Here is a 13,884-nt window from a genome sequence, read left to right as displayed (position 1 = left end):
CTCACTGGAGCTCCCGTGCACCGCACCCGCAAGGCCGCCCCCGCAGTCCGCACCGCGCGGCTCGCCTCCTGCGCCCTGCTGGCCACGGCCGCCGCCCTCATCGGCTGCGAACGCGGTTCCTCCGACAGCGCGGAGGAGACCGCGACCGGCCAAAACGGCTGCCCCGTCGTTCACGCCCGGGCCCGGGAAGCCGTCACGCGGGCGCAGCGGACCGGCATCCCCTGGGGAGGGCCCACCAGCGGCCCCGAGGCGGTGTCCGGCAGGACGATCGTCTACGTCGCCCAGACCATGACCAACCCCGGCGTCGCGGGCGCCGCCGACGGGGTGCGGGACGCCGCTCGGGCCATCGGCTGGAACGTCCGGGTCATCGACGGCGGCGGCACCCCGGCCGGCATCCAGGCGGCCATGAGCGAAGCCGTGGCCCTGCGGCCCTCGGGCATCGTCATCGGCGGGTTCGACCCCGACTCGACGGCCCAGCAGACCGCCCGGGCCAACGCACAGCGCATTCCGCTCGTCGGCTGGCACGCGGTCCCCGAGCCAGGCCCCAGCCGGCAGCCCGACCTCTTCACCAACGTGACCACCCGCGTCCAGGACGTGGCCCGGATCAGCGCGCAGTGGATCATCTCCGACTCGGACGGCCGCGCCGGGGTCGTGCTCATCACCGACGCCTCGATCCCCTTCGCACGGAACAAGTCCGACCTGATCCGCAAGGAACTGGCGAGCTGTCAGGGGGTGCGGCTGCTCTCGGTGGAGAACATCCCGATCCCCGACGCCAGCAGCCGCACCCCTCGGGAGATCTCCTCCCTGCTGTCCCGCTTCAAGGACCGGTGGACCCACTCCGTGGCCATCAACGACCTGTACTTCGCCGACGCCGCCCCCGCCTTCCGCGCCGCCGGCGAGAAGGGCTCCGGCCCGCCCTTCAACATCGGGGCCGGCGACGGCGACCCGTCGGCCTTCCAGCGCGTGAACAGCAGGCAGTACCAGGCCGCCACCGTGCCCGAGCCGCTGTCCCTCCAGGGATGGCAGATCGTCGACGAGTTCAACCGCGCCTTCTCCGGCCGTCCCCACAGCGGATACGTGGCGCCGGTGCACATCGCCACGGCCGCCAACAGCGAAGGCGCCAGCACCTGGGACCCGTCGGGCTACCGGGAGGCGTACCGGAAGATCTGGGGGAAGTGACGGCCGGTCAGGTGCCGATCCCTTCACGGAACATGCACGGAACCTCGGAATCCCTTTAGGTTTCAAGCGCTACTGTCGCGTCAGTCGAGTGGCCGCCGTGGGTCGATCCGAGCGGGGCCCGTCCGCGGCGGCCCTCGCTCCCCCCCACCCCGGTACAGGAGACTCGGTGTGTACGACGGCGACGTAGTGGTGATCGGCGGCGGGTACGCCGGTGTCCGGCTGGCCAAGCGGCTCGACGCCACGGCCCGGGTCACACTGGTGGACCGCAAGGAGGTCTTCTTCCACCGCATCGCCTCCCTGCGCGCCGGAGTGCACCCCGAGTGGACCCACACGCCCTTCATCCCCTACGACCGGCTGCTGCGCCACGGCCGGGTGGTCACGGGCAAGGCCGTCCGCGTCGACACCGCCGAACGGCAGGTCGTCCTCGCCACCGGTGAGCGGCTGCCGTACGACGTGGTCGTGATCGCCACCGGCGCCGACTACCCCGAACCGGCCCGCTTCACCGGCACCACCACCGAGGAAGCGGCCAAGTCCTTCGCCGAGCACCAGCGCGACGTCGCCACGGCCGAGCACGTCCTGGTCGTCGGCGGCGGCCCCGGCGGAGTCGAGCTCAGCGCCGAGATCCGCCTCGCCCGCCCGGACGCCCGGGTCACCCTCGCCCACTCCGGGCCCGCGCTGCTCGACGCCACCGGCAGCCCACGCCCGGGCCGCAAGGCGCTGGCCTGGCTGGAATCCCACGACATCGAGGTACGGCTCGACTCCTTCATGTCACCCGGCAACGACTTCGGCACCTACCGCGACGCCCGCGGCACGGTCATCGAGGCCGACCTGTCCTTCTGGGCGACGGGCACCACACCCAACACGCTCTGGCTGCGCCTGGCCGGGCACGGCGACTGGCTCAACGGTGACGGACGGGTGAAGGTCGACCGGACACTCCGGGTCGTGGGCAGGCCGGACGTGTTCGCCGTCGGCGACGTGAACGACGTCAGCGAACTCAAGATCACCCCCGCCGCCCTGGCCCAGGCGGACATCGCCGCCCACAACATCCGCGGCTACCTGCGGAGTTCCGGCAAGCACCGCAAGGAACCGCGCCTGTACCGCCCGATCCGGCGCATCCCGCTCATCGTGCCGTTCGGCTTCGCCGACGGACTGACCGTGCTGCCCGTGCCGGGCGGCGAGTCCGCCGTACTCGGCAGCCGCACCACCACCCTGGCCAAGGCGAAGAGCCTCATGACGCCCTACATGCGCCGCCAACTCGGTTACACGGCGGCCTGACCCGCCGCCGGAGGCGCCCTCGCCACCCCACCCCCCGTCGTTACCCATGGGTTCGGCCTGGGGTAGGGTCCCCACCGTTTCCGGCTACCGACTGATGGTGCGCCGGTACAGGGCGTGTCGGAGGGTGGCAAGACGATGGAATCCCAGTGGGGTGACGGCGGATCCGTGGACCTGGACGACACGAGGCTGGAGACACTCGGTCCCGAACCACTGCTGACCAGGGACTACGAGACGCGTCCCGCGCTCGTGTACGAGCGGCTGCGCCAGCAGCACGGCCCGGTCGCGCCGGTCGACCTGCTGGGGGTGCCCGCCTGGCTGGTCCTCGGCTACCGCGAGTCGCTCCAGGTGCTCCAGGACGACGACGGCTGGCCCAAGGGCCTGGAGAACTGGCGGGCCCGTTCCGAGGGACGGGTGCCGGCCGACTGGCCGCTCGGCCCCTCCCTGGAGGTCAACCACATCCTGATCCAGGGCGGTGCCGGCTACCGGCCGCTGCGCACCGCGTGGGACGTCGCCCTCAAGCCCTTCCAGGACCCCCGCCACCCCCAGGCCAGGCGCCTGAAGGCCGCCGTCACCGCCTACGCCGACGAACTGATCACCCTCATCGGGCAGGGCGGCAAGGCCGGCGTCGCGGACCTGTCCGCCCAGTTCTCCCGGCCGCTTCCGCTGATGGTGGCCAGCCACCTGCTGGGCTTCCCCGGCTCGCAGGGCGACGACGCGCTGATGGACATGTGGCGCGTGCTCGACGCCGGCCCCGACGCCGAGGCCGCACTGGAGCGCCTGCTGGCCACCTTGGCCGAACTGGCCGCGCTGAAGCTGGAGAAGCCGGGCGACGACTTCCCCTCGTACCTGCTGGCCGCCCACCCGGACCTGTCGCTCGACCACCTCGCCCGCGAGCTGTTCATGCTGCTGGGCATGACCTCCGACCACGTCGGCATCCTCATCTCCAACACCGTCGTGGAGGTCATCTCGGGCGAGGGCAGCGTGCGCGCCAGCCTGTCCGCCGGGATGGTCAGGGAGACCATGAACCGGGTGGTGATGCGCAAGCCGCCGCTGGTCAACTTCGTCCCGCGCTTCGCCGCCCGGGACACCCCGCTCGGCAACTACACCATCCGGGCCGGCGACCCGGTGTGGGTCTCCCCGGGGGCCGCCCATGCCGATCCGCTCTTCGCCGACCACGTCGCCTCGGGCACCGCCATCAGCACGCGGGCCCACCTGTCCTGGGGCGCCGGGCCGCGCCAGTGCCCGGCGCGGGAGCTCGCCTCGACGGTCGCGGCGGCCGGCGTCGGGCGCCTGTTCGAGCGGTTCGACCACCTCGATCTCGCCCTGCCCGCCGACCAACTGCCGTGGCGCTCCTCGCCGTTCATGCGGGGCCTGCGCTCCCTGCCCGTGCGGTACGACCTGGCCTCCGCGCCGCCTCCGCGGCCGTGGGCGGAGGAGCCCGCGCCGGGGGTGGCCGAGGAGGTCCTGCCCGACCCGACCGCCCGCCAGCGCTCCTCGCTGTGGCGCTATCTGACGGGCCTCATCCGCGGCGGCCGCTGACCGGCGGAGACCGAGCCGAACGACCATCCCGCACCGTCGTTCCTCACGGTCCCGGGGTGACGCCTTCACGCCGCACACGTGACAAACGGTGCTGGCCGGCGATGTGCCCGCGGTGGGATGCTCGTGGCAGATCCCGGGACAGGGCGCGAGGGCCCGCGGGGGCCGGGCAGGTACACCTCGATGACCTGCCCGGCCGTTCCCGTGTCAGGCCCGGAGCCGGGGACACCCGGTCCGGAGCCGGGGACCCAGGCGCGGAACGGGGGCGTGAACGGGGCCCGGAGGCTCACACCCAGCCCGACTCCGTGGCGATCCGGATCGCGTCGATCCGATTGCGGCCGCCCGTCTTCCGGGTGATCGCCGACAGGTGGTTGCGGACCGTCGCCGCGGACAGACACAGCCGCTCGGCGATCTCCCGTGTAGGAGTGCCGACGGCGGTCAGCCGCAGCACCTCCACCTCGCGCGGGGTCAGCGGGTTCGCCCCCGCGTCCAGCGCGGCCAGCGCGAACTCGGGGTCGACGAACCGCTGCCCCCTCACCAGCTTGCGGACACCGTGCACCAGCCGGTCCGGCGGGGCATTGGTGCTGATGACACCGGCAGCGTGCAGATCGAGCATGCGGCGCAACCGCTCGGGTGTCGTCGAGGCCATCATCAGCAGCAGCCGGCACTCCGGCAGCCGCGCCCGCAGCTCGCCCCGCACGGCGATCTCCTCGCCCTGCCTGGAGTCCACGCCGATCACGGCCACGTCCGGCCGGCACACCAGCGCACGCGCGAGGACGTCACCGTTGCCGTCGGCCTCGGCGACGACCTCGATGTCGTCCTCGCGCGACAGCAGAGCGGCGAAGGCTCCCCGCACGAGACGGGTCTGCTCGACGAGAAGAACGCGGATCACGGTCGCTCCTCTCCGCCGTACGCGGCCCGCCGGGCCACCTTGATCGGATTATCCCCGCACCTCGCGCTGATTTCAGTTCGGGCGGCAGCACGACCGGCCGCCCCGCGCACCCGAGCGGCCCCGCAAGGCGCCCTCGAAGGCCGACGGTGATCGAGTGGTGAGGCGTGGGAGCCGGGCGTACCGTCGAACGGTGGACACCGCAGGCAGCAGCCCGCAGCCGGCTTCACCACAGGCGACCACCACCAGGGAATCCGGTGGTGGCGGAAACGCGATGGCGCTGCTCGTCATCGCCTCCTGCCAGTTGATGGTGGTCCTCGACATCACCATCGTGAACATCGCGCTGCCGCACATCCAGAGCTCACTGGAGTTCTCCACCACGAGCCTGTCCTGGGTGGTGAACGCCTACACCCTCACCTTCGGCGGTCTGCTCCTGCTCGGCGGCCGGGCCGGAGACATCCTGGGCCGACGGCGCGTCTTCGTCTTCGGCGTGCTGCTCTTCGTACTCGCCTCCCTGCTCGGCGGATTCGCCCAGAACGCCGGCCAACTCCTCGGCGCCCGTGCCCTCCAGGGCGTCGGCGGGGCCATCGCCTCCCCGACCTCCCTCGCCCTGATCAGCACCACCTTCCGCGAGGGACCGGAACGCAACCGTGCCTTCGGGGTCTTCGCCGCGGTCTCGGCCGGCGGCGGCGCGATCGGCCTGCTCGCCGGCGGCATGCTGGTGGAGTGGCTGAACTGGCGGTGGGTGCTGTTCGTCAACGTGCCCATCGGCCTGCTCATCGTGCTCGCCACGCCGCGTTTCATCAGGGAGTCCGAACGCCATCCCGGCCGCTTCGACATCACCGGCGCCCTCACCTCCACCGCGGGCATGGTGCTGCTCGTCTACGGCTTCATCAGAGCCGCGCAGGACGGCTGGCGGGACCCCCTCACCCTCGCCTCGTTCGCCGGAGCGGTCGTGCTCCTGGCGGTCTTCATCGCGATCGAGCGGCGTTCGAAACAGCCCATCACGCCGCTGCACATGTTCGCCGACCGCAACCGCGCGGGCACCTACGGCATCATGCTGTGCCTGGCCGCCGCCATCTTCGGCATGTTCTTCTTCCTCACCCTCTTCGTGCAGAACGTGCTCGGGTTCAGCCCGCTCTCGGCCGGCCTCGCCTTCCTGCCGGTCAGCGCGGTCATCGCCGTCGGCGCCGGACTGGCCTCGCGGTTCCTGCCCGTCTACGGACCCAAGCCGTTCATGGTGGTGGGTGCGATCCTGGCCGCGACCGGGCTGGCCTGGCTGACCCTGACCGACGTGCACTCCACCTACGCGGGCAGCGTCCTCGGCCCGATGCTCGTCTTCAGCCTGGGCATGGGCATGGAGTTCGTGTCACTGACGCTCATGGCGCTGTCCAACGTGCCCACACCGGAGACCGGTGCGGCCTCCGGGCTCCTGAACGCCACCCAGCAGGTCGGCGGCTCCCTCGGCCTGTCCATCCTGGTCACGATGTACGGCACGGCCAGCACCAACGAGGCGGACAAGCAGGTCCCGGACTTCCTCCGGCAGGCGACCCCGGCCGAGCGCATCCGGTTCGAGCGCACCGGGCAACTGCCCAAGCCCTGGTCCGACGAGATCCTCACCGCCGGCGTCTCCGCCGCCTTCATCGTGGCGGCGATCTTCACCGCCGTCGCCGCGCTGATCGCCCTGGTCGTCATCCAGGTCCGGCCCTCGGACCTCGAACGCCTCAAGGGAGGAGCGGGCCCCGGTCCGATGTGAGGCCCGCCCCCGCACCCTTCAGGGCCGCTACGAACCGATCCGCGCCGCGATGACCGGCGCCAGGCGGTCGGCGATGGCCCGGTGCCCCCGGTCGTTGGGATGCACCGAGTCCGTCAGGTCGCCCGAGCCCAGCCAGCCGGTCGTGTCGACGAAGGACACCCGCGCGTCACCACCGGCGACGGCGGCCTTCACCGCGGCCTCGGTCTGCGGGACGAACCGCCCCCGGAACGTCTCCAGCGCGAAGATCCACGCCTGCGGATACGCGGCCCGCACCTTGCGCAGCAGACTGCTGTACGCCGACTGGAACTGTGCCGAAGTCACCCCGTGCCCGACGTCGTTGGTGCCGAGGTTGATGACGACCGCGTCGGCCCGGTAGCGCGAGAAGTTCCAGTCGGGCGTCGCCGCGTTCGGGTTGAGCTTGGTGAACTGCCGCTCCAGCCCCACGCATCCGTCCGCCGCCGCGACCAGGCACGCCCCGCCCTGGGCGATCTGCGTGTGCTCGACGCCCAGCCGCTCGCCGATCAGCCAGCCGTACGCGGTGCGGGCGTTCTGCGAGCTCGTGGTGCCCACGGTGATGGAGTCGCCGACGAACTCGACCAGCTTGGACGGGGCCGGCGGTGCGAACGTCGTCGCGCCGCTGTCCAGGACCAGTCCCTGGAAGACGGCGTCGCCCTTGTACGACCCGGCCACCACCTGGTAGTTGACCTGGAGGGTGTGGTTGCCGGGGGACAGGGCCGTCGGGGTCAGGTTCACCGTCCCCTTGACGTCGTCGTAGAACTTCACGGGACCGTTGTCGATCCGCGCCCACAGGTCGATCGTGCCCCGCTGCTTCAGTTTGACCGTGCGGCCGGTGAAGCCGGCCCGGTAGTACGCGCCCGCCCAGTACGGGGTGTAGGCGGTGGTGGAGCTGGTGGTGTCCCAGCGGCCGACGAACTTGATGTTCGGGTCACCGGGCTGCCCGGGGGCGGCCGCCTTCGCCGTGGCGGTGCCGCCGAGCCGGGCGCGGACGACGGGAGCCGGACGCTCGGCCCGGTGGGGCACGGCCGCGGTGCCGGCGGAGGTGTCCCGGCGTTCGACGTACGCGATGTCGGGATCGGACACCGAGCCGTCACCGGGGGCGGCGTGCGCGGGCGAGCCGCCGGCCCAGGACAGCAGACAGGCCATGAGCGCCGCCGCCAGCAGGGCCGGCAGGGCACGTCTCGGAAAGGTGTGGGGGGTGGTCTGCACGGGGTTCCCTTCACGTGGGGGGTGGAGGTGGGAGCGCTCCCATTGGCAGCCTTTCGAGGGAAGCAGTGAAACGGTTCAGCGTCAAGTCATCGGTGGGGGGCGGACGTTGCGCCCCAGGGCGTCCACAGGGCACCGGGCGCGGCACAACGCGCGACCGCGGTGAGCGGTGGCGGCGTGCGGGTTTCCCGGCGGCCGGGTGCGTGGCGCAGGGGGCCGGCCCGTCACCGCCCGGGCCGAGGACCGGCCTCCAGCGCCGCCACGAGGCCGCCCGCGTCCGTGCCGAGTTTCCGGTACACGGAGGACATCCGCTGCCGTACCCCCTGCGCGGTGATCCGCAGCTCCTTCGCGACCGCCGACGCCGGGTGGCCCTGGGCTGTCATCTCGGCGGCCTTGCGTTCCTGGGCCGTGAGCATGTCGGTCTGTGCGTAGCGCAGGGGCAGGGGGCGCAGTCCGGCCGCGGAGAGTTCCCGCCTGGCCCGGGCGGCGAGGCCCTCGGCACCGCAGTGCACCGCCCCTTCCAGGCCCTGGTAGAGCCGGTCGGCGGCGTCGTGCAGACGGCCGGCGCGGGCCAGCGCGGCCCCGTGGCCGACCAGGGCGCGAGCCAGTTCGTACGCGGCGGGCGACTGCTGGAGATGGTCGACGGCCTCCGCGTGCACATCGAGCGCGGCCTCCCCACCCGTCACCTCCGCCTGGGCGTGCAGCGCCTGGCCGATCGCGGAGGCCGCGCCGAAGTCACGGGCCCGCTTCACGGCGTCCTGCGCGTGGCGCACCGCCCGGTCGGGAGCACGGCGCGACAGAGCGGACGCCAGTCCCAGTTGCCAGGGACACCAGGCGGGGTTGCGCCAGTCCCGGCCCTCCAGCCACTCGCCGACAGCGGTCAGCAGGGCGGCGGCGTCGTCGAGCCGGCCCTCGGCCAGGAGCAGCTCCGCGTAGACGGTGCGCGGGTCGGGGTAGATGACGGCGTTCGGGATGTTCTCGCCGTAGTGGTACCCGTCGGCGAGCCGGCGTGCCGCCACGACACGGCCGCGGGCCAGGAGTGTCTGGATCAGGATGCCGATGGCGAACCACTGGGCGGGGACCGCGCCTTCCACCCGGTCGGCGATGCGCAGGCCCTCCCGCACCAGGTTCTCGGCCTCGGCCAGGCACCCGCGGCGGTACCGGATGTACCCGGAGAGCGTCTGGCCCAACGCCAGATGGGAGCCGCGCCAGCCCTTGGACTCGCACTCGGCCATGCCCTTCGCGAACAGTTCCTCGGCCCGCCGCGGCTGGTCGCAGTACATGAACACCAGAGCGACCGAGACGGGGACCTCGAAGCCCCGGTTCTCGTGGGTCCAGCTCAGTCCGCCACGCAGGGCCTCCTCGGCGTACGCGAGTGCCTTCTGCCGGGGCTCGCCGCGCATCATGGCGTCCCAGGCGCGCGAGCCGAGGATGTAACGCTCCTCCAGACCACGGCCGGGAAGCCGGTCGGCCAGCCGGGCCAGGGCCCGCGAACGCCCGGAGGAGTCCGCCTCGTCGGTGCGGAACGCGCTCCACACGAAGTGGTCGGCCTGCATCCGCAACCGGATCCGGGGATGGGCAGTGGCCCGCTTGGCCTCATCGGCGGCCACCGTCGCGGCCTCCGCCATCCGGTCGGTGTGGGCCAGCGCCTGGGTGAGCCGGTACACCATCGAGGCACGCAGCTCGGGGTCGATGTCCCCTTCCGTGAGCGCCTCCCGCAGATGCGAGACGGTGGCCGTGGGCTTGATGAGGAAGGTCGCGCAGGCGAGTTCGTGCAGCAGCGCGGCGCGGTCCTCCGGCAGCGGCGGCTCCTGAAGGGCCCGGTTCAGCAGCCGCCGGGCCGCCTCCGGGGCACCGGAGTGCAGGGCTTCACGGGCGGCCTGCCGCAGACAGGCGACGGCCTCGGTGCTGCCCTCGCAGGGCACTTCGAGCAGGTGCCGGGCCGCGGCGGCGTAGCCGAGTCCGGCCGCCCGGACGGCCTCCGCGGCCGAATTGTGCAGGCCCTCGCGCAGGCTCGGCGCGATGGACCGGTAGATCGTGGTGGCGATCAGCGGGTGGACGAAGTCCAGGCTCTCTCCCGGCCCCTCGCCGTCGGCCAGGATGCGGGCGGCGCGCAGCTTCTCCGTGGCCTCGGCCGCCGCCGTGCGGCCGATCGCCGCGATACGGGCGGCCACTTCCGGCGAGATGGCCTGCCCGAGGACGGCCGCCGCGTAGGCGAAGCGGACGGTGGTGGTGCCCAGCCGCTGAAGTCGTTCGATCAGCCCGGGCCCCTTCACCGCGGCGGCGAGGTCCCGCATCGCGGGAAGGTCCTCGCTGGTGCCCCGCAGACGGCGCTCGCCGAGCCTGATGGAGAGCTCCACGGCCTCGAAGGGGCTCCCTCCGGTGACCTCCCAGCACTCCTCGCAGAACGCGTCCTCGGCCTCCTCGCCGACCTCGTCCCGGACGATCCGTGCCACGGCCGTCGCGCTGAGCGGAGCCAGGGCGAAGGGGCGGTTCCCCAGGTCGGGGGCCGGAGCGCTGAAGGCGGCCGCCTCGAGCGGCAGTTCGTCGGGCCGGAAGGCGACGACGATCAGCAGCGAGAGGTCCACGGCCCGGGGCGCGAACGAGGCGAGCCAGCTCAGTGACTCGACGTCGGCCCAGTGCAGGTCGTCCAGGAGCAGCACGACGGGTGCCTTCATCACCGCCAGGCGGGTCATCACCCAGTCGAGACCGTCTCGGACCCCGGTCGGATCCGGCACATGGCCGCTCGGCGTCGCGACCAGGCCGAGCGCGGCGGCGACGATGTCGTGCCAGCCGCCCAGGAAGGTGCGGAGCTCCTTCTCGTCCATGGACGCCAGCGCGGGCTGGACGATCTGGCGCACCAGGTGGAACGCCAGCTCCTGCTCCTTCTCGCCGCCCCTGCCCGACAGCACGGTGAACCCGTGTGCCCGGGCGCGGGCCCGCGCCTCGGTCAGCAGGGCGGTCTTGCCCATCCCGGCCGGACCGGTGAAGGCGAGCAGTCCGCCGCGCGGCGCCTGAGGCACGCCGTCGACGGTGTCACGCAGGCGCGTCAGCGCCGAGTCGAGCGCGCGGAGCTCTTTGCGGCGCTCGAGCAACGGCCGGGTCTCGGGCGGGGGTTGCCGCAGCTCATTCGCCATGTGCCGTACCGCTTCCTGTCGTCGCCCATCGGGAGGCAGCGAGAGCGTACGCCTCCCGAGGGGCACGGTTCCGCAATCTGAAACAAGCACGACAAAGAAGGGTGAATGACCTGCTGCAGGCGCGTGAAACGTGGGTCCGGCGGGTACCGTCGCTCGAATGGGCACCCGCCCCGCGGCCTGTGGAAGCGCCCTCTCACCCCGGGGCCGGGGCCGCCGCATCCGCGTAGCGCGGCACCGTGCGGGACCAGTAGTAGCAGCCGCGGATCCAGCCGGCCATGCCTTCCACATAGCCGACGCCCGAAGGGCTCAACGACGGTTTGATCTCGTCGTAGACCTTCTCGAACTCGCGGATCGTGCGGTTGATCTGCTGGATGGCCAGGGTGACGGCCACCGGCAGGGGGCACTGGTGGGACCGCTGGTAGGCGAGGGCCAGGTTGATCATTTCGCCGGACCGTTGCTCCTTGACCGCGGAGAAGAGGTCGGGGATCCACACCGCCGCGTCGGCCGACAGCCGGGTCAGGTGACGCATGAGCGGGTGGTGGAGTTCCCCGGAGCTCAGCTCGCACGGCTGCGCGGCCTCGCACAGCGGATAGAAGGGCTCGACGCCCGCGGTGAGGGACCGAATCGAGGTGCACAGCCCGGACCGCAGGGGGGAGGGATGGGTCTGGGCCACCGCCTCGTACAGCAGTCCGTGCACGTACTCGCGGCTCTTCCACGCCCAGCGCGCGGCCTGCGCGGGTGTGCACCGTTCGCGGACTCGCCGGTACAGGTCGGCCAGGGCCGCTCCCAGAGAGGTGGAGGCCGGTGCTCCGTCCCGCAGGATCGCGATGCTCTCGCACAGCATCGGCAGCAGCCGGCCCGGCCGGTGCCGGCCGACCTCCTCGGCCCTGTCGTCGAAGACGAACTGGTACGCGATCTGGTCGGCGATGAGCTGCAGCACGCCGGGATCCGCATCGGGGCTGTTGCAGGACGCGAGTTCGGCCGGGCGGGTGCGGGAGATCATGGCCGGCACTCCGGGTTCGTCACTCAGTCCGGTCCCGCGCAGCCATTGGTCGACGCCCGCCGTGGCCGCCGCTTCATGCGGATTCCGGCGGAACGGGAAGGGCATGTAGAGATGGGCGTCGATGAGCTCCACCAAGGTGGAACTGGCAATTCCACTCGGTGTGACGATCGCTGTTTCCTCATGCGTGGTGGACACCGTTGTCACCCTCCCTCCGGGTCTTCTCCACGCCGGCCACCGCGGGCGCGGCTCCGGGCGCGAGGGCGGCGGCGTGCGGCACGGTGCCGCCCGGTGCGTCCCCCCGTGGTGCGCAGATCATCGTCAGGGACCGCGGCCCGAGCGTCGCGCCGGGGCGCGGCGGTGCGATGCGCCCGGCCGGATGCCGTAACCGCCAGCGGCCGGCGATGGTCGCCAGGGCCACCGTCATCTCGGCCATGGAGAACAGGTCGCCGATGCACTTGCGGCTGCCCGCGGCGAACGGGATGAGCGCCCCGTGCGGACCGGGGGCGGCCTCGTCCGCCGCCCAGCGCTCGGGCATGAACCGGTCGGGCTCGGGGAACGACGCCGGGTCGTGGTGCAGCAGGTACGGGCTGTACAGGACCGTCGTTCCCGGCGGCAGCCGGCGTCCGGCCAGTTCCGCCTCGCGGGTCGTGACCCGGGTGAAGAGCCAGCCCGGCGGGGAGTGGCGCAGGGTCTCGGTGAGGACGGAGCGGGTGTAGACCAGACGCGGCAGATCGTCGACGCCCGGCAACCGGCCGCCCAGGACGGAGTCGACCTCGGCGTGCAGCCGTCGCTCCGCCTCCGGGTGCCGGGCCAGGAGACTGAAGGCCGAGGCCAGACACATCGAGGGGCTCTCCGAACCGGTGAGCAGGAGTGACACCAACTGGTCCTGGACCTCCCGGTCCGTGACCGGAGCCGTGTCGTCCTCGGCCTGGGCGGCCGCCAGCAGGAGCCCCAGCAGATCGTCGCGGGGCGGGCCCTGGCGGCGCTCGGCGACAGCCGCGTCGATGAGCTCGCGCACCCGCCGCACCGCGCGCCGGTAACGGCGGTTCGCGGGAGTGGGAAGACGGAACAGGGCGTCCACCGGTACGACCGTGCGCACGAACAGGCCGCGGACGATGGCGGCGAGGCAGTGCCGCACCTCGTCGGCCGCGGCCGGACCGAGCGAGTCGGACAGCAGGAGCCGGCTGATCAGCCGGGTCGTCAGACCCAGTGTGGCGGCACTGACATCGACCTGCTGACCCTCGCGCCAGTCACGGCACAGCGACTCGGCCTCCTCGGCCATCAGGTCCGTCTGAGCGGCGACGCCGGCAGGGCGGAAGGTGGGTTGCAGCATGCGGCGCTGACGCCGGTGCTCCCCGTGCGGACAGGTGACGACGCCGTTGCCCATCAGCGCCCGCAGTCGCTCGTACTGCGGCCCGCCCTTGTCGAACGTCCGGGTGTCCCGGAGCATCCGGTGAACGAGCTCCGGATGACACACCATCCACGCCCTCTGGGGGCCCAGGCGTATCTCGACCAGATCGCCTTGCGCGGGAAGAGAATTCAGAAACTCCAGCGGCCGACGGAACAAGGCGATACCGTGGCCGATGGATGGGAATATGCCTGGAGCAGTACCAACCGTCCATGCCTGTTCCGATTCAGGAACGGAACCGTTCATCGAAATACCACCCGCTTCGGTCGACCAGGGAAAACGGTGACGTTTCACCGACGTGGCGCTTGCACCATGTCCTGCCCAGTCCAAGCGGGCCGCCGACTTGACGAACCCTTTCTCCAGGGGGGCGCACGGGTGCACGGGGGAAGCGCTGGGTGAATCACTTCCGAAGCACGCCAGGCGACAAGTGGTCTTCTTCCGTCACTCGCGCTTCTCGGGGAGTCCTCACGTCCTTTC

General features: G+C 72.1%; 9 protein-coding genes. 4 read left to right on the top strand and 5 right to left on the bottom strand.

Annotation, left to right across the window (positions count from 1 at the left end):
- Positions 1–15 precede the first annotated feature (15 nt).
- From ACFY9E_RS20970 to ACFY9E_RS20960, 3 genes are all read left to right on the top strand, one after another.
- Complete coding sequence (locus ACFY9E_RS20970; protein WP_390986058.1) at positions 16–1,179, top strand: substrate-binding domain-containing protein; 1,164 nt, start codon at positions 16–18, stop codon at positions 1,177–1,179.
- Between the two features lie 168 nt (positions 1,180–1,347).
- On the top strand, positions 1,348–2,454 hold the full coding sequence (locus ACFY9E_RS20965) for an FAD-dependent oxidoreductase (RefSeq protein WP_390986055.1): 1,107 nt from the start codon (positions 1,348–1,350) through the stop codon (positions 2,452–2,454).
- A gap of 135 nt (positions 2,455–2,589) precedes the next feature.
- A complete protein-coding gene (locus ACFY9E_RS20960) occupies positions 2,590–3,993 on the top strand; it encodes a cytochrome P450 (RefSeq protein ID WP_390986052.1) in 1,404 nt (467 codons plus the stop codon).
- A gap of 283 nt (positions 3,994–4,276) precedes the next feature.
- Here the strand turns inward: ACFY9E_RS20960 and ACFY9E_RS20955 are convergent, their stop codons facing one another.
- Positions 4,277–4,882, bottom strand: coding sequence for a LuxR C-terminal-related transcriptional regulator (locus ACFY9E_RS20955; RefSeq protein WP_390986049.1), 606 nt, complete (start codon positions 4,880–4,882; stop codon positions 4,277–4,279).
- Positions 4,883–5,153: 271 nt separating this feature from the next.
- On the opposite strand from ACFY9E_RS20955, the gene ACFY9E_RS20950 reads away from it, so the two are divergent.
- Positions 5,154–6,635 (top strand): MFS transporter, encoded by a 1,482-nt coding sequence (locus ACFY9E_RS20950; RefSeq protein WP_390986629.1) that lies wholly within the window; start codon positions 5,154–5,156, stop codon positions 6,633–6,635.
- A gap of 27 nt (positions 6,636–6,662) precedes the next feature.
- Here the strand turns inward: ACFY9E_RS20950 and ACFY9E_RS20945 are convergent, their stop codons facing one another.
- From ACFY9E_RS20945 to ACFY9E_RS20930, 4 genes are all read right to left on the bottom strand, one after another.
- The gene (locus ACFY9E_RS20945) at positions 6,663–7,862 is read right to left on the bottom strand and encodes a GDSL-type esterase/lipase family protein (protein WP_390986046.1); all 1,200 of its coding nucleotides are present in this window, start codon (positions 7,860–7,862) and stop codon (positions 6,663–6,665) included.
- A 221-nt stretch (positions 7,863–8,083) separates the two neighbouring features.
- The gene (locus ACFY9E_RS20940; RefSeq protein ID WP_390986043.1) at positions 8,084–10,996 is read right to left on the bottom strand and encodes an AAA family ATPase; all 2,913 of its coding nucleotides are present in this window, start codon (positions 10,994–10,996) and stop codon (positions 8,084–8,086) included.
- Between the two features lie 193 nt (positions 10,997–11,189).
- Complete coding sequence (locus ACFY9E_RS20935; protein ID WP_390986040.1) at positions 11,190–12,194, bottom strand: (-)-alpha-amorphene synthase; 1,005 nt, start codon at positions 12,192–12,194, stop codon at positions 11,190–11,192.
- Entirely contained in the window at positions 12,178–13,653 is a 1,476-nt protein-coding gene (locus tag ACFY9E_RS20930) for a cytochrome P450 (RefSeq protein ID WP_390986038.1), read from the bottom strand. Before ACFY9E_RS20930 ends, ACFY9E_RS20935 begins: the two co-directional genes overlap by 17 nt.
- Positions 13,654–13,884 lie beyond the last annotated feature (231 nt).

The organism is Streptomyces sp. NPDC012466 (genome assembly GCF_042955215.1).
In the GTDB taxonomy this organism is placed as follows: Bacteria; Actinomycetota; Actinomycetes; order Streptomycetales; family Streptomycetaceae; genus Streptomyces.
The sequence above is the reverse complement of the archived record's forward strand: the minus strand, read 5'-3'. Positions and strand labels throughout refer to the sequence as shown.

Coding starts and splice junctions, on each gene's coding strand:
- ACFY9E_RS20960 (WP_390986052.1), top strand. CDS start 2,590: ATGGAATCCCAGTGGGGTGACGGCGGATCCGTGGACCTGGACGACACG.
- ACFY9E_RS20950 (WP_390986629.1), top strand. CDS start 5,154: ATGGCGCTGCTCGTCATCGCCTCCTGCCAGTTGATGGTGGTCCTCGAC.
- ACFY9E_RS20940 (WP_390986043.1), bottom strand. CDS start 10,996: ATGGCGAATGAGCTGCGGCAACCCCCGCCCGAGACCCGGCCGTTGCTC.
- ACFY9E_RS20930 (WP_390986038.1), bottom strand. CDS start 13,653: ATGAACGGTTCCGTTCCTGAATCGGAACAGGCATGGACGGTTGGTACT.